Origin of the sequence: Streptomyces sp. NPDC006476 (genome assembly GCF_040612015.1) — a bacterium.
In the GTDB taxonomy this organism is placed as follows: Bacteria; Actinomycetota; Actinomycetes; order Streptomycetales; family Streptomycetaceae; genus Streptomyces; species Streptomyces griseorubiginosus_B.
The window spans coordinates 1-18,961 of the sequence record NZ_JBEXPK010000045.1; the positions used below are offsets into that span (position 1 = coordinate 1).

At 70.5% G+C, this 18,961-nt stretch carries 17 protein-coding genes and 1 pseudogene; 7 read left to right on the forward strand and 11 right to left on the reverse strand.

Annotated features, from left to right (window positions below):
* On the reverse strand, positions 1-989 hold a 989-nt coding region (locus ABZZ74_RS36555; RefSeq protein ID WP_356772456.1), incomplete at its 3' end, for a pyridoxal phosphate-dependent aminotransferase.
* 130 nt (positions 990-1,119) lie between these two features.
* Between ABZZ74_RS36555 and ABZZ74_RS36560 the strand changes: the two genes are divergently transcribed.
* Entirely contained in the window at positions 1,120-1,416 is a 297-nt protein-coding gene (locus ABZZ74_RS36560; protein ID WP_356772458.1) for a hypothetical protein, read from the forward strand.
* A 121-nt stretch (positions 1,417-1,537) separates the two neighbouring features.
* On the opposite strand, the gene clpB is transcribed toward ABZZ74_RS36560, so the two are convergent.
* Positions 1,538-4,135 (reverse strand): ATP-dependent chaperone ClpB, encoded by a 2,598-nt coding sequence (gene clpB, locus ABZZ74_RS36565; RefSeq protein WP_356772460.1) that lies wholly within the window; start codon positions 4,133-4,135, stop codon positions 1,538-1,540.
* Between the two features lie 115 nt (positions 4,136-4,250).
* Between clpB and ABZZ74_RS36570 the strand changes: the two genes are divergently transcribed.
* A complete protein-coding gene (locus ABZZ74_RS36570) occupies positions 4,251-4,664 on the forward strand; it encodes a TIGR03618 family F420-dependent PPOX class oxidoreductase (protein ID WP_356772462.1) in 414 nt (137 codons plus the stop codon).
* A gap of 186 nt (positions 4,665-4,850) precedes the next feature.
* Here the strand turns inward: ABZZ74_RS36570 and ABZZ74_RS36575 are convergent, their stop codons facing one another.
* Positions 4,851-5,186, reverse strand: a complete 336-nt coding sequence (locus tag ABZZ74_RS36575; protein WP_133044153.1) for a hypothetical protein — start codon at positions 5,184-5,186, stop codon at positions 4,851-4,853.
* Positions 5,183-5,434, reverse strand: coding sequence for a hypothetical protein (locus ABZZ74_RS36580; protein WP_356772464.1), 252 nt, complete (start codon positions 5,432-5,434; stop codon positions 5,183-5,185). The genes ABZZ74_RS36575 and ABZZ74_RS36580 overlap by 4 nt, the downstream gene beginning before the upstream one ends.
* A gap of 182 nt (positions 5,435-5,616) precedes the next feature.
* Here ABZZ74_RS36580 and ABZZ74_RS36585 point away from each other — a divergent pair, with 182 nt between their 5' ends.
* Complete coding sequence (locus ABZZ74_RS36585) at positions 5,617-6,567, forward strand: helix-turn-helix transcriptional regulator (RefSeq protein ID WP_356772574.1); 951 nt, start codon at positions 5,617-5,619, stop codon at positions 6,565-6,567.
* Positions 6,560-7,578: pseudogene (locus ABZZ74_RS36590) on the forward strand (helix-turn-helix transcriptional regulator). Before ABZZ74_RS36585 ends, ABZZ74_RS36590 begins: the two are co-directional and overlap by 8 nt.
* Here ABZZ74_RS36590 and ABZZ74_RS36595 read toward each other — a convergent pair.
* Positions 7,541-8,578 (reverse strand): helix-turn-helix transcriptional regulator, encoded by a 1,038-nt coding sequence (locus ABZZ74_RS36595; protein WP_356772466.1) that lies wholly within the window; start codon positions 8,576-8,578, stop codon positions 7,541-7,543. The pseudogene ABZZ74_RS36590 and the gene ABZZ74_RS36595 sit on opposite strands and share 38 nt — an antisense overlap.
* 264 nt (positions 8,579-8,842) lie before the next feature.
* Here ABZZ74_RS36595 and ABZZ74_RS36600 point away from each other — a divergent pair, with 264 nt between their 5' ends.
* From ABZZ74_RS36600 to ABZZ74_RS36610, 3 genes are read left to right on the forward strand one after another with little or no spacing between them, the layout of a single operon-like run.
* On the forward strand, positions 8,843-10,384 hold the full coding sequence (locus tag ABZZ74_RS36600; protein WP_356772468.1) for a circularly permuted type 2 ATP-grasp protein: 1,542 nt from the start codon (positions 8,843-8,845) through the stop codon (positions 10,382-10,384).
* Complete coding sequence (locus ABZZ74_RS36605; protein WP_133044148.1) at positions 10,381-11,313, forward strand: alpha-E domain-containing protein; 933 nt, start codon at positions 10,381-10,383, stop codon at positions 11,311-11,313. Before ABZZ74_RS36600 ends, ABZZ74_RS36605 begins: the two co-directional genes overlap by 4 nt.
* A gap of 2 nt (positions 11,314-11,315) precedes the next feature.
* Positions 11,316-12,158 (forward strand): transglutaminase family protein, encoded by an 843-nt coding sequence (locus tag ABZZ74_RS36610; RefSeq protein WP_356772470.1) that lies wholly within the window; start codon positions 11,316-11,318, stop codon positions 12,156-12,158.
* A gap of 105 nt (positions 12,159-12,263) precedes the next feature.
* On the opposite strand, the gene ABZZ74_RS36615 is transcribed toward ABZZ74_RS36610, so the two are convergent.
* From ABZZ74_RS36615 to ABZZ74_RS36640, 6 genes are all read right to left on the reverse strand, one after another.
* Positions 12,264-13,370, reverse strand: a complete 1,107-nt coding sequence (locus tag ABZZ74_RS36615; protein ID WP_356772472.1) for a substrate-binding domain-containing protein — start codon at positions 13,368-13,370, stop codon at positions 12,264-12,266.
* Positions 13,371-13,663: 293 nt separating this feature from the next.
* Entirely contained in the window at positions 13,664-14,125 is a 462-nt protein-coding gene (locus ABZZ74_RS36620; RefSeq protein WP_133044360.1) for a helix-turn-helix domain-containing protein, read from the reverse strand.
* A gap of 5 nt (positions 14,126-14,130) precedes the next feature.
* Positions 14,131-15,306: a molecular chaperone DnaJ gene (dnaJ, locus tag ABZZ74_RS36625; protein WP_356772474.1), complete on the reverse strand. Its 1,176-nt coding sequence runs from the start codon at positions 15,304-15,306 to the stop codon at positions 14,131-14,133.
* A 42-nt stretch (positions 15,307-15,348) separates the two neighbouring features.
* On the reverse strand, positions 15,349-15,999 hold the full coding sequence (gene grpE, locus ABZZ74_RS36630) for a nucleotide exchange factor GrpE (RefSeq protein WP_133044144.1): 651 nt from the start codon (positions 15,997-15,999) through the stop codon (positions 15,349-15,351).
* Entirely contained in the window at positions 15,996-17,840 is a 1,845-nt protein-coding gene (gene dnaK / locus ABZZ74_RS36635; RefSeq protein WP_133044143.1) for a molecular chaperone DnaK, read from the reverse strand. Before dnaK ends, grpE begins: the two co-directional genes overlap by 4 nt.
* Before the next feature lie 94 nt (positions 17,841-17,934).
* Positions 17,935-18,954 carry an MraY family glycosyltransferase gene (locus tag ABZZ74_RS36640; RefSeq protein ID WP_356772477.1) on the reverse strand — a complete coding sequence of 340 codons (1,020 nt, stop codon included), beginning with the start codon at positions 18,952-18,954 and terminating at the stop codon, positions 17,935-17,937.
* Positions 18,955-18,961: the final 7 nt, after the last annotated feature.

An 18,961-nucleotide genomic window follows, 5' to 3' on the forward strand; every position in this document is an offset into this window, starting at 1 on the left:
GTGACGAAGTACGTGCCGGCGGTCCGGAAGACCTCGAAGCCGGCGTCCGCGAGACCCGCCGACAGCAGGTTCCGCTTGGCCAGCATGTCCTCGCGGAAGGCGGTGAAGTACGCGTCCGGCAGCGCGAGGGCCTCGGCGACGGCGTACTGGAAGGGGCCGGAGGAGACGTACGTCAGGAACTGCTTGGCCGAGCGCACCGCCGAGACCAGCGCGGGCGGCGCCGTGATCCAGCCGACCTTCCAGCCGGTGAAGGAGAAGGTCTTGCCGGCCGAGCCGATCGTCACCGTGCGCTCCCGCATGCCCGGGAAGGTCGCGAGGGGGATGTGCTCGGCCTCGTCGAAGACCAGGTGCTCGTACACCTCGTCGGTGACGACCAGCAGGTCCCGCTCGACGGCCAGCTCGGCGACGGCGGTGAGCTCCTCGCGGGTGAGGACCGTGCCGGTGGGGTTGTGCGGGGTGTTGATCAGCAGCAGCCGGGTGCGGTCGGTGACGGCGGCGCGCAGCTCGTCGAGGTCGAGGCGGAAGCTGCCCTCGTGCGGGCGCAGCGTGACCGGCACGCGCGTGCCGCCCGCCATCGCGATGCAGGCCGCATAGGAGTCGTAGTACGGCTCGAGGGCGACGACCTCGTCGCCGGGCTCCAGCAGCGCCAGCAGGCTCGCCGCGATGGCCTCCGTGGCGCCCGCGGTGACCAGCACCTCGGTGTCGGGGTCGAACGACAGTCCGTACCGCCGCTCCTGGTGCGCGGCGACCGCGGCGCGCAGCTCGGGGACGCCGGGGCCCGGCGGGTACTGGTTGCCGCGCCCGTCCCGCAGCGCCCGCACGGCGGCCTCCCGGACCTCCTCGGGACCGTCCGTGTCGGGAAAGCCCTGGCCCAGGTTGATCGACCCGGTCTGCAGGGCGAGGGCCGACATCTCGGCGAAGATCGTCGTCCCGAACTCGGCGAGCCGACGATTGAGGAAGGGACGTTCACTGGAGGTCATGCGCGCCATCCTGCGCCCAAGCTCTGGAGTTCCTCAACTCTGCTTTGGCCGGGGAGGCGGCGGGGCATCCCCGGTGCACGCAAGGAACGAGGCGCCCACGGGGGGCTGCTTCGGGGGACTCGGAAGGACGGTGACGACTATGTTCACCGGATTCATCGTCGCGGTGATCGTGCTCGCGATCGTCGGTGTGGTCGTGGCGACGGCGCGTGCGGGCAGCCGCGGCAAGGGAGGGCTCGGGGGTGGCTCCTCCTCGGGCGGCGGCAGCTGGTGGGCCGGCGACGGCGGCTCCTCGTCCGGGGGCGGGCATCACTCGGGTGGCGGGCACCACTCCGGCCACTCGTGCGGCGGCGGTCACTCGTCGTGCGGGGGCGGATCGTCCTGCGGCGGTGGGTCGTCGTGCGGGGGCGGGGGCGGCTGCGGCGGGGGCGGCCACTGAGACAGGGGAACTCAGACGAAGACGCGGCCCCGGGGCACCTACCCCGGGGCCGCGCTGTCCTCCAGAAACCAGCGGGACCAGACGGACCAGACCGACCAGACCGACCAGACGGACCAGACGGTTACAGCGTCTTGCCCGTCGTCGGTCCCACGATCAGGCCCTCGCCGAACGCGTCCACCCGGACCGTGTCGCCGTCCTTGACCTCGCCCGCGAGGATCTCCTTGGCGAGGCGGTCGCCGATGGCGGTCTGGACGAGGCGCCGCAACGGACGGGCGCCGTACGCCGGGTCCAAGCCCTCCGTGGCGAGCCAGTCCAGCGCCTCGTCGGTGATCTCCAGGGTGAGGCGCCGCTCCGCCAGCCGCTTGGCCAGACGGTCGATCTGGAGCTTGGCGATGCGCTCCAGCTCGGGCTTGGTCAGCGCCGAGAAGACCACCAGGTCGTCGAGGCGGTTGAGGAACTCCGGCTTGAAGGACGTCCGGACCACCTCCAGGACCTGCTCCTTCTTCTCCGCCTCGCTGGTCAACGGGTCGACCAGGAACTGGCTGCCGAGGTTGGAGGTCAGCACCAGGATCGTGTTGCGGAAGTCGACCGTCCGGCCCTGACCGTCCGTCAGACGGCCGTCGTCGAGCACCTGCAGCAGCACGTCGAAGACCTCGGGGTGCGCCTTCTCGACCTCGTCCAGCAGCACCACGCTGTACGGGCGCCTGCGCACCGCCTCGGTCAGCTGGCCGCCCTCCTCGTAGCCGACGTAGCCGGGGGGTGCGCCGACCAGACGGGCCACGCTGTGCTTCTCGCCGTACTCGGACATGTCGATGCGGACCATGGCCCGCTCGTCGTCGAAGAGGAAGTCGGCGAGCGCCTTGGCGAGTTCGGTCTTGCCGACGCCCGTCGGGCCCAGGAAGAGGAAGGAGCCGGTGGGGCGGTCGGGGTCGGAGATCCCGGCGCGGGTGCGGCGGACGGCGTCCGACACCGCCTGTACGGCCTCCTTCTGGCCGATCAGACGCCTGCCCAGCTCCTCCTCCATGCGCAGCAGCTTCTGCGTCTCGCCCTCCAGCAGGCGCCCGGCGGGGATGCCGGTCCAGGCGGCGACAGTGTCCGCGATGTCGTCGGAGCCGACCTCCTCCTTGACCATGGTGTCCTTGGCGGCCTCCTCCTCTGCCTCGGAAGCGGCCTCCAAGTCCCTTTCCAGGGCCGGGATCTCGCCGTACAGCAGCTTGCTGGCGGTGTCGAAGTCGCCGTCGCGCTGGGCGCGTTCGGCGGTGCCGCGCAACTCGTCGAGCTTCTCCTTGAGTTCACCGACGCGGTTGAGGGACTGCTTCTCCTTCTCCCAGCGGGCGGTCAGGCCGCGCAGCTCCTCCTCCTTGTCGGCGAGGTCGCGGCGCAGCTTCTCCAGCCGCTCGCGGGAGGCCGGGTCGGTCTCCTTCTCCAGCGCCAGCTCCTCCATCTTGAGCCGGTCGACGGCGCGCTGGAGTTCGTCGATCTCGACCGGGGAGGAGTCGATCTCCATGCGCAGCCGCGAGGCGGCCTCGTCGACGAGGTCGATCGCCTTGTCGGGCAGGAAGCGGGAGGTGATGTAGCGGTCCGAGAGGGTCGCGGCGGCCACGAGCGCGCTGTCGGCGATCTGGACCTTGTGGTGGGCCTCGTAACGGCCCTTGAGGCCGCGGAGGATCGCGATGGTGTCCTCGACGGTGGGCTCGGCGACCAGGACCTGCTGGAAGCGGCGCTCCAGGGCGGGGTCCTTCTCGATGCGCTCGCGGTACTCGTCGAGGGTGGTGGCGCCGACCATGCGCAGTTCGCCGCGGGCCAGCATGGGCTTGAGCATGTTGCCGGCGTCCATCGCGGAGTCGCCTCCGGCGCCCGCGCCGACGACGGTGTGCAGCTCGTCGATGAAGGTGATGATCTGGCCGTCCGAGTCCTTGATCTCGGCCAGGACGGTCTTCAGCCGCTCCTCGAACTCACCGCGGTACTTCGCCCCGGCGACCATCGCGCCGAGGTCCAGGGCGACCAGCCGCTTGTCCTTCAGCGACTCGGGCACGTCCCCCTTGACGATCCGCTGGGCGAGCCCCTCGACGACGGCGGTCTTGCCGACGCCGGGCTCGCCGATGAGGACGGGGTTGTTCTTGGTGCGGCGCGACAGCACCTGTACGACGCGGCGGATCTCCTGGTCGCGGCCGATGACGGGGTCGAGCTTGCCGTCCCGGGCCGCCGCCGTGAAGTCGGTGCCGAACTTCTCCAGGGCCTTGTACTGGCCCTCGGGGTCGGGTGTGGTCACCCGGCGTCCTCCCCTCGCCTCCTGAAAGGCTTCCTGCAGCTTCTTGGCACTGGCCCCCTGCCCGGACAGTACGTCACCGGCCGGCCCGCCCTTGGCTGCGATGCCGAGGAGCAGGTGCTCGGTGGAGAGGTACTCGTCGCCGAGGTCGCGGGCGCGCTCGGTGGCGTCGGCGATGACGGCGAGCAGCTCGCGGTTGGGCTGCGGGGGCGCGACGGTGGAACCGGTCACGCTGGGCAGTCCGGCGAGGATCTTCTCCGCTCCGGCGCGTACGGCCGCCTGGTCGGCGTCGACGGCGGCCAGCAGGTCGGTGATGTTCTCGTTGTCCTGCCCCTGGAGCAGGGCGAGGAGCAGGTGGGCGGGGGTGAGGTCGGGGTGCCCCTCGGTCACGGCGCGGTTGCTCGCCGCGTTGATGGCGTCCCGGCTCCGGTTGGTCAGCTCGGCGTCCACGTTCGCGCTCTCCTCCTGCCACGTTCTCCAGTTGCTGACTCAGTCAGCGTACACAAAGTTGAGTCTATTCCACTCAAGGGTAGAGCAGGAGGTCCCCGGGGGCTAAGTTCCGGGCATGGCGACCTACACCCAGGACCCCGGCACCCCGGACCCCGCGTACCTCCGTTTCTGGCGGGAACGCCACCTGTGCACGCTGACGACCCTCCGCCCGGACGGCAGCCCGCACGTGGTGCCCGTCGGTGTCACATACGATCCCGAGGCACGACTGGCTCGGGTGATCACCAACAAGTCCAGTACGAAGGTGGCCCATGTGCTGGCCGCCGGATCCGAGGGGGCACGGGTCGCCGTGTGCCAGGTGGACGGACGGCGCTGGGCGACGCTGGAGGGCCGGGCGGTCGTACGGACGGACCGCCCGCGGGTCGCGGAGGCCGAGCGGCGCTACGCCGAGCGCTACGAGCGCACCCCGTCGCCGAATCCCGACCGGGTGGTGATCGAGATCGCGCTGACGCGGGCGATGGGGCAGGGGTGACGGCCGGGGACGACGGCCGGGGACGACATCGGGGGGCCGAGTTTCCGGCCAGGGGCAGGCAGCCCTCGCACCGCCCGATACCCCGAAATGTCGCCCAAAACTGCAGCGGCGTCACCGTGTTCAGGTCACGGTGACGCCGCTGCGGGGGGAAGCACCTGAGCGATCTGTTGCGACGGGGGAATCGCGTCAGGCACTGCGGGGGGTGGCTGAGATGGTCCGAACTTGGGGGGTTTCCGGTTCCACCAGCCGATGGTCTCGTTGGTCCAGGTTCACAAAGATCATTCCGTACCGGACGGCACACCGCACGGGCTGCGGCGCCCCCCGAGGCCGCCGCAGACACCGGTACGCCCGTACGTCCTCGTCCTCGTCCCGCGTGACGACGACCGGCTCACCGAAGACGGTCACCATCAGCGAGTCACCGGAGTGGGGGATCGCGGTGACGAGGTCGATGAAGTGCCAGCCCGAGCGGTAGGCGGTGGCCATCTCGCGGCGGAAGGAGCGGTCGTCGGGTGGGGTGGTCATGACTGCACGGCCCACGTGCTGTCGCTGGGCGCCACCCACGTGCTGTCACTGGGCGCGACCCACGTGCTGTCACCCGGGACGTCCGCCGCCGTGACGGCCCACGTACTGTCGCCGGCCGCGGCGGCGGAGACGGAGGTCGTGCGCCAAGTGCTGTCCTGCGCGCTGTCGCCCTTCGCCCCCGTGAGGCCGCCCAGTACTCCGAAGGCCACAGCGGTGGAGAAGGCGGCGACAAGCGCCGAGCGAAGCATTCTCTTAGGCATAGTCGGCTTCGTCCTCATGTAAAGGTCACCTCTCCCCCGTCCGAATACGACGATGGCCCATTCCGGCACGTCATGGCCACACAAACGATGCATCATGTTCCTGCACGTTCAGGACCCTGGGGGGTGGAGATTTGGCGATAAATGAGACTAAGCGGACACATCCCCACGGGCTGACCGACCTGTGCGAGGACGGGCGCCGCCTTTATGGGAACGCTCTCCGGACGGGACGCCTAGCCCGTGCGGATGTGGAACCTGCGCCCTGTTTGATGGAGTTCGCCCTTCTTCATCCCGATCCCGACGACCCGAACTGGCTACGCCCGGTACCCCCCTCGATCGCCCTGGCCCAGCGGCTCAACCCGATCGAGCACGAGATCACCCAGCGCCGCCGGGAGTCCATCGAACTCGCCGACGCTTTCGAGCCGTTCATGAGCATCAGTGCCCAGCCGACGGCCACCACTCACTCCATCACCGTGCTGGAGGGCCTGGACCGGATCAACGCGGCGCTCGACCTGGCCACCGCCCAGACCCACACGGAGATGCTCACGGTCCAGCCGAGCCGTCGCCGCCTGGAGCACACCCTCGCCCAGGGCCTCAACCGGGACCGTCCGCTGATCGAGCGGGGCTGCCGCATCCGCACGCTCTACCAGCACCCCGCCCGCTACAGTCCGGAGACGCTGGCCTACGTCGCCCAGTTCACCGACGGCAAGGTCGAGTACCGGACAATCGACGAGCTGGTCGAGCGGCTGATCATCTGCGACGAGACCGTGGCGTTCATCCCGACCCGTGACGACGGGGAGGTGGCCCTGGAGCTCCGTCATCCCGGGCTCGTCCGCTATCTGATCAAGGTCTTCGAGTTCATGTGGGCGCGTGCGGTCCCGTTGAGCGCCGGCGCCCCGTACGAGACCGCCCCGGACGGCATCACGGAGATCCAGCACTCCATCGCCAAGCTCCTGGTCGAGGGGCATGTCGACGAGGCGATCGCCCGACGTCTGGGCATGAACGTGCGTACGTGCCGTGCCCACATCGCCAAGCTCGCGACGGCTCTGGGCAGCGGCAGCCGGGCCCAACTCGGGTTCCTCATAGCGCAGTCGGGGCTCCTGAAACAGGAGCCCGATGCGTGACGGAAGGACACACCGGCACGGCCCCGAGGAACTGTGCGACGCGGGCCGGGAGTTGTACGGCCGCGCGCTGCACGAAGGGCATGTGAGCGGCACGGACGCCGACGGGGCGCCCTGCCTGGTGGAGTTCGGCCTGCTGCATCCCGCCGTCACGGACCCCGGCCGGCTGGAGCCCGTCGCGCCGGCGGTGGCCCTGCACCGCCTGCTGCGCGGCACGGCGGACCGCATCGCCGAGGAACGCCGGCGCGAGCAGCGACTGGCCGAGACGTTCGAACCGCTCATGCGGATCGACGGGCGGAGCACCGCACCGATGGATTCGCCCGCCATCAGCGTCCTCGGCGGAGTCGACCGCATCAACGAGGCCATCACCACCGCGATGACGGACGCCTCCAGGGAACTGCTCGCCATCCAGCCCTACGACGGCCGCAGTCCCGCCACGCGCCTCGCCCGGAGCCTCGCCCGCGACCAGGCCCTGCTGGACCGGGGCGGCCGTATCCGCACCCTCTACCAGCACACCCAGCGCCACTCCCCCGCCGTGATCGCCCGTTACGAGCAGCTGCGGGGAGACGCCGAGGCAACGCACCCTCGACCAGGTCACCGAACGCCTCGTCGTCATCGACCGGGCCGTCGCCTTCATCCCCGCCAACAAGGACCGCACGCTGGCCCTCGAGGTCCGCCATCCGGTCCTGCTGGACTACTTCGCCACGGTCTTCGACCGCCTGTGGCACCTGGCGACCCCGATGTACCCCCAGGCCGTCCCGGAGCCCGCCCCCGACGCCATCACCCCCCGCCAACGCGCCATCGCCACCCTCCTCGTCGAGGGCCACACCGACGCCGTGATCGCCGACCGGCTGGGGCTGAACATCCGTACCGCCCGGGTCCTCCCCCACGCTCGAATGCGCTCGCGCGGGAGGTGCCCCCACCGCCAAGCTCGCCGCGACGCTCGGCAGTGACAGCCGGGCGCAGCTCGGTTACCTCATCGCACGGTCGGGGATCCTCGACGGGGAAGAGTGACCGAAGGAGTGACCTCCTCCGGGCCGCGGGGCCCGTCCAGGCCCACCTGGGCGATGCGGACGCCGAGCTGGGTGCGGCTGGCGGCGCCCAGGGTCTCGGAGAGACGGGCGATGTGGGCGCGGCAGGTGCGGACGCTTATGCCGAGGCGCTCGGCGATGACCGCGTCCTGGTGGCCTTCCGCGAGCAGCGCCGCGATGGACTGCTCGCGGTGGGAGATGCCCTCGATGCCGGTGTCCGGGAGGGGCGCGGTGAGGGGGATGGCCAGGCGCCACAGGCGGTCGAAGACCGTGCCGAGGTAGCCGACCAGGGCCGGGTGACGCAGTTCCAGGGCGAGGGTGCGGTCCGCGTTGGCGGGGATGAAGGCCACCGTGCGGTCGAACAGGATCAGCCGGTCGATGACCTCGTCGAGGGTGCGTGCCTCGACCGCGTTGCCCATCAGCTCCAGGTAGTTGAGCAGACCCTGCCCGTGGCGGGCGACGTGCGTGTACAGGTCGCGCATCCGCACGCCCCGCGCCCGCAGCTCCAGCGCCCGGTGCAGCCCCTCCGTCAGCTCGTGCTCGGGGCGGATGCCGCCCGGCTGCACGGTGAGCACCTCCGTGGTGCACGCCTGTGTCGCCTCGTCCATCGCCGCCTGGATGCGGGAGAGCCCGTCCAGCACCCGGATCGCCGTGCCCTCGGCGGCGCCCACCTGCACGGCCGGCCCGAGTCCCGCGTACCACTCGACGGCGGCCACCGCCGAGCCCACCCGCCGCTGGTTGGCGCTGACCTGGTCGTGGACCTCGCGCAGCAGCCGCGTCATGACCTCCAGCGGGGACGTCGGCACCAGCCAGTCCATGTCGTCGGGGTCGGGGTGCAGCAGGGCCAGGTCCAGCAGACAGGGCACCGGCTCGGCGTCGCGGCGCGCCACGCGGCCCCGCCGTACGGCCCGGGAATACACACGATCCCCGGCCTCGCACAGTCGGTCAGCACCGTGTGGATGCTCGTCCGCGTGCCCGGTCATCGCCCATTTCACCCCCGCATCCGGCGTGTTCCGAGCGCAACTATGCGCGGACACTCCCGGCTCCGCAACACGGCTCCGGGCGGCACGGGCGTCGAAATGCGCCTGTGTGCCCGGCTATTACCGGCCCGCCGCCCGCCCGGCTGCAACAAGCTGAGGGGGTGCGGACCGGCCACACCGGAGCAGCGGCGGAGCCCGTCCTTCCGCGCAAGCTCCCGGAAATGCCTCAGTGATCGCCGCGTTACGAATCGCATCTAACGTCCCCTCATGGCGGACATATTCGACGCATACGCGTTGGCCGACGCATGGGACGAGATGTTCGAACGGCCGGGTGAGGTCAGGACCGCCTATGAGCCGGTGCTGGCCGCACTTCAGCCGATCGAACCGAGTGAACTGCGCTTCCGGGCGGACCAGATGGCCCGGGCGTTCACCGACCGGGGCGTCACGTACGCCTTCGCGGGCGAGGAGCGGCCCTGGCCGCTGGACCTCGTGCCCAGGATCCTCGACGCCCTGGAATGGGATCTCATACACCGTGGGGTGAGTCAGAGAGTCAGGGCCCTGGAGGCCTATCTCGCCGACGCCTACGGGCCCTGCCGTGCCTTCGAGGACGGTGTCGTGCCCTGGCGGCTGCTGCTCAACTCCCCGCACTTCCACCGTGCCGCGCAAGGGGTCGAACCCCCGGGCGGGGTGCGCATCCATGTGGCCGGAATCGATCTGGTGCGGGACGAGGCCGGGGACTTCCGGGTGCTGGAGGACAACGTGCGGGTGCCCAGCGGGGTCTCGTACGTCATCGAGAACCGCAGGGCCATGACCCGGATCTTCCCCTCCCTCTTCGCCGAACAGCACGTGCTGCCGGTCGACGCGTACTGTCACCGGCTGCTCGCGGCCCTGCGCGCCGCCGCGCCCGACGGGGTGCAGGACCCCAGGGTGGTGGTGCTGACCCCGGGGCCCAGCAACGCCGCCTACTTCGAACACGCCCTGCTGGCACGGCTGATGGGCGTGCAGCTGGTCGAGGGGCACGACCTCGTGTGCCGCGCCAATCGGGTGTGGATGCGTACGACGCGCGGCGAGGTGCCGGTCCATGTCGTATACCGGCGCCTGGACGACGACTTCCTCGACCCGCTGCACTTCCGGCCCGACTCGGTGATCGGCTGCCCCGGCATCATGGGCGCCGCGATGGCGGGCAACGTCACACTCGCGAACGCCGTGGGCAACGGGATCGCCGACGACAAACTGCTCTACACCTACGTCCCGGACCTCATCCGCTACTACCTCTCCGAGGAACCGGTTCTGCCAAATGTGGAGTCGTACCGGCCTGACGAGCCAGGGCAGTTGGAGGCGGTGCTCGACCAGATCGAGCAGCTGGTGATCAAGCCGGTCGACGGTGCCGGCGGGCAGGGCATCGTCATCGGGCCGAAGGCCGACCGGGAGACCCTGGAACGCACTCGCAAAGCCGTCGCCGCCGACCCGCGCGGCTTCATCGCCCAGCGGCCCGTCGCCCTGTCCACCTCCCCCACCCTGGCCGGAGAGCGTATGGCGCCGCGCCACATCGACCTGCGTCCGTTCGCCGTGAACGACGGCAGCGAGGTGTGGGTGCTGCCCGGCGGGCTCACCCGCGTCGCCCTGCAGGAGGGCAACCTGATCGTCAACTCCAGCCAGGGCGGAGGCTCCAAGGACACCTGGGTGCTGGCGGAGGGCCCCGCCGAGCAGCCCGCGCCCGAGCCGGACCCCGCGATCCCCGCCGTCGCCCCGCGCCGGCTCGGCCCCGACGGCACCCGGGCGGTCGTACAGGAAGGGGCGCAGCAGTGAACGACGTGATCCTCTCCCGGATAGCCGAGTCCCTGACCTGGACCGGCCGTTACGTCGAGCGGGCCGACGCCACCGGCCGCATCCTCGACGCCTATCTGCACCGCATGCTGGAGGACCCCTGGCGTGACGAGGACGCGGCCTGCCGGTCGCTGTACGCGATCCTCGGCATGGACGCGGGCGACACGCGCGTGGACATGCAGCAGGTCCTCGACCAGCTGGCCTTCGACGCCCGCTCCACGGGCTCCATCGAGGGCGCGCTGGGCGCCGCCCGGCTCAACGCGCGCAGCGCCCGTGAGGCCGTCTCCTCGGAGATGTGGGAGTGCCTGAACTCCACCTGGCACGCCCTGGCCGACCAGCGGATGGCGGCTCGCCGCACCGGCCCCTACGCCTATCTGGAACTCGTGCGCCGCCGGGCCGCCCTCTTCTTCGGGCTGGCCGACTCCACCATGAGCCGGGACGACAGCTGGCGGTTCGTCGTGCTGGGCCGGAGCCTGGAGCGGGTGGACATGACCGTACGGCTGCTGTCCGTACGGGTGCTGGACGCGGCGCACGCGCCCGACTGGCCGACCCTGCTGAGCGCCTCCGGCGCGGACGAGGCGTACGCGCGCGTGTACGGCGGTTTCGGCGACACCCCGCGCGTGGCGGAGTTCCTGCTCCTGGACCGCGACTTCCCGCGCTCGGCGCTGCACGCGCTGACCACGGCCGAGGAGTGCCTCACCGCCCTCGGCCGCCCCCGTCAGGACCCCGCGCGCCGCCCCATCGGCCGGCTGCGCACCCGCCTCGAATACCTGGACACCCACGCCCTCGAGGACCAGCTGCCGGACCTTCTGGGGGACCTGCAGCAGGCCTGCATGGCGTCCGCGGACGCGGTGGCCGAGCGGTTCTTCCCCTACCCGGGGCCCGTCGAGTGGGCCCAGGAAGGAGCGTGAGCATGACCCGCCGGCTCCGCATCAAGCACACCACCCACGTCTCGTACGCCCAGCCCGCGGCCTCCTCGCACAACGAGGTCCGCATGACCCCGCTGACGCTGCCGGGCCAGACCACCCTGGACGCCCGGGTCACCGTCAACCCGACGGCGTCCACCTGGTCGTACTGGGACTACTGGGGCACCCAGGTCACCGGCTTCGACCTGATGGACCCGCACGGCCACCTCACCATCACGGCCTCCAGCCTGGTCGAGACCTCCCCGCCGGGCCCCCTGCCCCGGCCGCCGGAGTGGTTCGAGGTGGCCGAACGGATCGCCGGCTCCCGCCTGCTGGAGTACGCGACCCCGACGGGCCGTACGACGGTCCCCGCCAAGCTGGTGAAGAAGGCGCGGAAGGCCGCGGCCGGCCTCGACCCGCACGAGACGGCGCTCGCGGTGTCCGCCCTGGTCGCCGACCGGGTCTCCTACCTCCCCGGCGCCACCAGCGTGAACACCTCGCCGGTCCAGGCCTGGGAACAGGGCGCGGGCGTCTGCCAGGACATCACCCACCTCACCATCGCCCTGCTGCGGGGCGTCGGCCTGCCCGCGCGCTATGTCTCCGGCTACCTCCACCCCGAGCGGGAGGCCGAACTGCACCGGCCCGTCGCCGGGCAGAGCCACGCCTGGATCGAGTACTGGGCGGGCGAGTGGTGCGGGCACGATCCCACCAACCGGGTGCGCGCAGACGAGTCCCACGTGGTGGTGGCCCGCGGCCGGGACTACGACGACGTCACCCCGCACAAGGGCGTCTACCGGGGCGTGGCGGGCGGCCCGCCGGAGGTGACGGTCGAGTTCACGCGGGTGGCGTGAGTACGGGCCGGAGGGCCGGGCGTGCGGGGAGGGCCGGTGCCGTCACCCGGCCCCGGCCCTCCCTGTCACATCACATCACTTCGCGTCTCTTCGCGTCTCTTCGCGTCACTTCAGGCCGATGGCCGCGCACTTCGACTTGTACTCGCCGGTGCAGATGTCGGAGATCTTGTAGAAGCCGTCCGCGACGACCGTCGACTTGATGTTCTTCCTCGTCACGGCGGTCACGGTGAGCAGCTGCGCCGGGATGGCCTTGTTGGTGGGGCTGTCCACGCTGTCCTGGGTGAGGGCGTCGAACTGGATGTCATGGCCCTGGACCTTGGCGACGGCCATCTGCGCGGCGGCCGCGGCCTCGTCCGGGTAGGACTTGTAGACGGTCATGTACTGCTCGCCCGAGACGATCCGCTGCACGGCCGGGAGTTCCGCGTCCTGCCCGGTGATCGCCGGCAGCTTGGTGACGCCCGCGTTCTCCAGGGCCTTGACGATGCCGCCGGCCATGCCGTCGTTGGCGGAGTAGACGGCCGCGATGTTGTCCTTGCCGATCTTCTCGATCGCCTTGGTCATGTTGGCCTGGGCGTTCTCCGGCTTCCAGTCGACGGTGTCGAAGGAGTCGGCGATCGTCACCTTGCCGCCCAGCTCGGACAGCGCGCCCGCCTTGAACTGCTTGGCGTTGGGGTCGGTCGACGAGCCGTTCATCATGACGACCTTGTCGGAGGTGTCGGCCTCGCTGCCGAGGGCCTCCAGCAGGGAACGCGCCTGGACCTCGCCGACCAGCTCGTTGTCGAAGGAGATGTACGCGTCGATCGGGCCCTCGGCGAGGCGGTCGTAGGCGATGACCGGGATGCCCGCGTCCTTGGCCTTCTGCACCTCGGGCGCGATGGCGTGCGAGTCGACGGCGTCCAGCAGGATGATGTCGACCTTGTCGTCGATCATCTTCTGCATCTGGGACGCCTGCTTCTTCGCGTCCTGTTCGGCGTTGGCGTAGTCGACCTTGCCCTCGTTCCTCGTGAGGGAGGCGACCTGCTTCTTGACGATGGGGTAGTCGAAGTTCTCGTAACGCGTGTTCGCCGTCTCCGGCAGCAGCAGACCGACCGTGACGTCGTTGCCCTTCGTGGGCCTCGCCGAGGCACCGCTGTCGGACACGCCCAGCATGCCGCAGCCCGCCAGCGACAGGGACAGCGTGGACGCGGCCACGGATATGGCAATACGACGCATGGAACTGCTCACTGGCCTGCTCACTTCTGATGCTTTCGGGACACGGGCGCCTCAATGCGACCGGATGACTGAAAAGCCAACGCGGCACTCACCCCGGGCGTCAAGCGGAACTACTTAACGAGTGGGCAACGCCACGCTCCGCTTGTGTTGTGAAGACCTGGCACAACCTTCACCAATGCGCCTTTACGGACCCTCCACCAAGCGCCTCGATGATCACCGCGCCCTCACATGCTCCCATACGAAGAGGCCCCGGAATCAGCCATTCCGGGGCCTCTTCGAAAGACGGAGTATCGCTAGTCCTTGGCCTTCTTCGGGCGCCAGACCACCAGCGCGCTGGTCTGCTGCACCTCCTGATACGGCACCAGGTCACGCCGGTACGACGCGTGCACGGCCGCCTCGCGCTGCTGCATCGCCGCCGCCGCGCCGTCGACGGCGGCCTGGAGCTCGGCGACGCGCTGCTGGAGCGCGGCGACCTGGTTCTCCAGCTCGATGATGCGCTTGATGCCGGCCAGATTGACGCCCTCGTCCTGCGACAACTGCTGCACCTGGCGCAGCAGTTCGATGTCGCGGGCCGAGTAGCGCCGGCCCCGGCCCGCGGTGCGGTCCGGGGAGACCAGCCCCAGGCGGTCGTACTGACGCAGGGTCTGCGGGTGCAGACCGGACAGCTGGGCCGCCACCGAGATGACGTAGACCGGGGTCTCCTCGGTCAGTTCATACGGCCCACGAAAATTGTCACCGCGCCGACGGCCGTCCATCTTCGTCATGCTCCCTTCGCGGCCTGGAACAACTCCGCCCGCGGGTCCTCGCCCGCGGTCGCCTCGCGATACGCCTCGAGTGCGTCACGAGCCTTCCCCGTCACGTCCTTGGGGACACTCACCTCGACGGTGACCAGCAGGTCCCCGCGGGTGCCGTCCTTGCGGACCGCGCCCTTGCCCCGGGCGCGCATGGTGCGGCCGTTGGGCGTGCCCGGCGGCAGCTTCAGGGTGACCGGCGGCCCGCCCAGGGTCGGCACACGGACCTCGCCGCCCAGGGCGGCCTCCGTGAACGTCACCGGGACGGTCACCGTCAGGTTGTCGCCCTTGCGGCCGAACACGGGATGCCCGGACACATGGACCGTGACGTACAGGTCGCCCGCGGGGCCGCCCCGCTCGCCGGGCGCACCCTTGCCGCGCAGCCGGATGCGCTGTCCGTCGGAGACGCCGGCCGGGATGCGGACCTGCATGGTGCGCGAGGACTTGGCGCGTCCCGAGCCCTTGCAGACCTCGCAGGGGTTCTCCGCGATCAGGCCGCGGCCCTTGCAGTCGGGGCAGGGGTCGGTGAGGGAGAACCCTCCGCCGGAGCCCCGGGCGACCTGACCGGTGCCGACGCACGTCGGGCACACCCGCGGGTTGCCGTTCGCGTCGCCGGTGCCCGAACAGGCCTTGCACGGTGCCTGCGAGGACATCCGCAGCGGGACCGTCGCCCCCTCGATCGCCTCGGTGAAGCTGAGGCTGACCTCGGTGTCGATGTCCTGGCCGCGCCGCGGCTGGGTACGGGTCGTGCCCGTACCGCCGCGGTTGAACAGGCCCCCGAAGACGTCACCGAGCCCGCCGCCGAAACCGCCGGAGCCCCCGCTCTGGGCGCCGCCTCCGAAGAGGTCGCCCAGGTCGAAGTTGAAGGACCCGCCGCCCGCGCCCGGCCCCGGGCGGAAGCCGCCGTTGCCGAAGAGGGTGCGGGCCTCGTCGTACTCCTTGCGCTTCTTGGGGTCGCCGAGGACGTCGTTCGCCTCGGAGATCTCCTTGAAGCGCTCCTCGGCCTTGGCGTTGCCCTTGTTGGCGTCCGGGTGGAACTCGCGGGCGAGCTTCCGGTACGCCTTCTTGATCTCGGCCTCGGTGGCGTCCTTGGGGACGCCGAGGACCTTGTAGTAGTCCTTCTCGATGAAGTCCTTGGTGCTCATCCCCGACGCGCCCCCTTTCCGGTGTTCCGATCGGTACCTACGTCAGCCCTCCTCAGGGCCGTTGTCCTTCTTCTCCTCGGCCGCCGGGGCCTCCTCGGCCCCCTCGGCCTTCACCGTCTGCGCGCCCGGCTGCGGTTCGGCGACCGCCACCCGCGCGGGGCGGATGGTGCGCTCGCCGATGCGATACCCGGGCTGCAGGATCGCCACGCAGGTCGTCTCGGTGACATCCGGAGCGTAGGAGTGCATCAGGGCCTCGTGGATGGTCGGGTCGAAGGGCTCGCCCTCCTTGCCGAACTGCTGCAGACCCATCTTCGCCGCGACGGTCTCCAGCGACTCCGCGACGGACTTGAATCCGCCGACGAGTTCGCCGTGCTCCCGCGCGCGGCCGATGTCGTCGAGCACGGGCAGGAGCTCGGTCAGGAGGTTCGCGATAGCGATCTCCTTGACCGTGATCCGGTCCCGCTCCACGCGGCGGCGGTAGTTCTGGAACTCGGCCTGCAGCCGCTGGAGGTCCGCCGTGCGCTCCTCGAGCGCCTTGCGCACCTGGTCCAGCTGGGCCGTCAGACCGGCGATCTGCGCTGCGTCCCCGGCCGGGGCCGCCCCCTCGGAGGCGGCCTTCGGCTCGGCGTCGTCAGAGGTGGCGCCGGAGGGGACGTCGGGCTTCTCCTCGAAGCCCGGGGTCTCCTCCGTCACGCGGCACCGTCCTTGCGCTCGTCGTCCACGATCTCGGCGTCGACCACGTCGTCGTCGGCCTTCGGGGCCTCGGCACCGGCGGACGCGCCACCGGCGGCCTGGGCGGCCTGGGCGTCGGCGTACATGGCCTGGCCGAGCTTCTGCGAGACGGCCGCGACCTTCTCGGTGGCGGTGCGGATCTCGGCGGTGTCCTCGCCCTTGAGCGCGGCCTTCAGCTCCTCGACGGACGCCTCGACCTCGGTCTTGATCTCGCCCGGGACCTTGTCCTCGTTGTCCTTGAGGAACTTCTCCGTCTGGTAGACGAGCTGCTCGCCCTGGTTGCGGGTCTCGGCGGCCTCGCGGCGGCGGTGGTCCTCCTCCGCGTACTGCTCGGCCTCCTGGCGCATCCGGTCGACCTCGTCCTTCGGCAGCGAGGAGCCGCCGGTGACGGTCATCTTCTGCTCCTTGCCCGTGCCCAGGTCCTTGGCGGTCACGTGCATGATGCCGTTGGCGTCGATGTCGAAGGACACCTCGATCTGCGGGACGCCACGGGGCGCCGGCGGCAGACCGGTCAGCTCGAACATCCCGAGCTTCTTGTTGTACGCCGCGATCTCGCGCTCGCCCTGGTAGACCTGGATCTGCACGGACGGCTGGTTGTCCTCGGCCGTGGTGAAGATCTCGGAGCGCTTGGTCGGGATCGTGGTGTTGCGCTCGATGAGCTTGGTCATGATGCCGCCCTTGGTCTCGATGCCGAGGGACAGCGGGGTGACGTCGAGCAGCAGGACGTCCTTGACCTCACCCTTGAGGACACCGGCCTGGAGCGAGGCGCCGATGGCGACGACCTCGTCCGGGTTCACGCCCTTGTTGGCCTCCTTGCCGCCGGTCAGCTCCTTGACGAGCTCGGCGACGGCGGGCATACGGGTGGAGCCACCGACCAGGACGACGTGGTCGATCTCGTTGATCGAGATGCCGGCGTCCTTGATGACGTTGTGGAACGGCGTCTTGCAGCGCTCCAGCAGGTCGGCCGTCAGCTGCTGGAACTGGGCGCGGGTGAGCTTCTCGTCCAGGTGCAGCGGGCCCTCGGCGGAGGCCGTGATGTAGGGCAGGTTGATCGAGGTCTCGGTGGACGAGGACAGCTCGATCTTGGCCTTCTCGGCGGCCTCACGCAGACGCTGCAGCGCCATCTTGTCCTTGCCGAGGTCCACGCCGTGACCGGACTTGAACTGCTGCACCAGGTAGTCGACGACGCGCTGGTCCCAGTCGTCACCACCGAGGTGGTTGTCACCGTTGGTGGCCTTCACCTCGACGACGCCGTCGCCGATCTCCAGGAGGGACACGTCGAAGGTGCCGCCACCGAGGTCGAAGACGAGGATCGTCTGGTCGTCCTTGTCGAGGCCGTAGGCGAGCGCGGCCGCGGTCGGCTCGTTCACGATGCGCAGGACGTTCAGACCGGCGATCTCGCCGGCCTCCTTGGTCGCCTGACGCTCGGAGTCGTTGAAGTACGCCGGGACGGTGATGACCGCGTCGGTCACCTTCTCGCCCAGGTAGGACTCGGCGTCGCGCTTCAGCTTCTGCAGGATGAAGGCGGAGATCTGCTGCGGGTTGAAGGGCTTCCCGTCGAGCTCCATCTTCCAGTCGGTGCCCATGTGGCGCTTCACGGACCGGATGGTCCGGTCCACGTTGGTGACCGCCTGACGCTTGGCCACCTCGCCGACGAGCACCTCACCGTTCTTCGCGAAGGCGACGACGGACGGCGTGGTCCTGGCGCCCTCGGCGTTGGTGATGACGGTGGGCTCGCCGCCCTCCAGAACGCTGACGACGGAGTTAGTCGTGCCCAGGTCGATGCCGACCGCACGTGCCATGGTTGGTTCCTCCAGCTGACTTGAGTGCAACGGACTCAAGTGTGCATGACGTCTGCGATTGGGTCAACAGACCTGAGTCACCAGGACTCAACTCTTATCCGTTCCTTACACGCAACTGGCCTCTGACCTGCGTGGACGCGGAACCCCTAGGGGGATGACCAGGGATCCGAAGGAGTACGAGCACCACACACAACGCTCCTCCCCCCACCCAGAACACGCCCGAGTCCGCGATCCACCCCAGATGCACGAGCACCCCGACGAGCACCCCCGCAAACGCCCCGAGCCCGAGCAGCACGGTCACCCCGGGACCGGTCAGCCCCGTCCGCCGCAGCCGGTGCGCGAGATGGTCCGGCCCGCGCCGCAGCACCGGCCGCCCGCCCAGCAGCCGCGCCAGCACCACGAGGAGTACGTCGGCACTCGCGACGGCGGTCAGCGCGAACAGCACGCCCGCGCTGGGGGCGAGCCCGTAGCCGGCCCGGGTGGACACGGCGGACGCGGCCAGCAGGAACCCCGTGAACAGCGAGCCGCACGAGCCGAGCCCCACGCGCGCGGGATGCCAGTTGTGCATCAGGAACCCGGTCAGCGCGGCCGCCAGCACACTGAGCAGCACGGCGAGTCCGTCCATCACCTCGGCCGCCGCGCAGGCGCCCACCCCGAAGGCGGTGACCACCCCGACGGTCCCCGCGAGCGCGTCGGCGTGGTCGAGCGCCCGGAAGGCGAGGGCGACGAAGGTGATCCACCCCACGGCCAGCAGCCCCGCCGGCACCCCGGTCTCGTCGTACGGCACCACACAGGCCGCCGCGACCGCCGTACCGACGACCAGCACCCGCGCCTTGACCCGCCGCACGTCCGCGACCAGCCCCAGCGCGGCGACGACGGCTCCGGTGACGACCAGCCGGCCCACATCGCCGCCGAGCCGTGTCACCCCGAACCGGTCCCCTCCGACCGCGACCAGGCAGGTGGCCAGGACGACCGCGACTCCCCCGAACAGCGGCAGGGGCCGTTGCCGCCGCCGGTCGACCACCCCGAGACGCAGGGCGGGGACCCGCAGCAGCGCGCTGAGCACGGCGGCGAGCAGGAGGGCGGTGGTGGCGGCGGCGATCCCGTAGAGCACGGGTCTA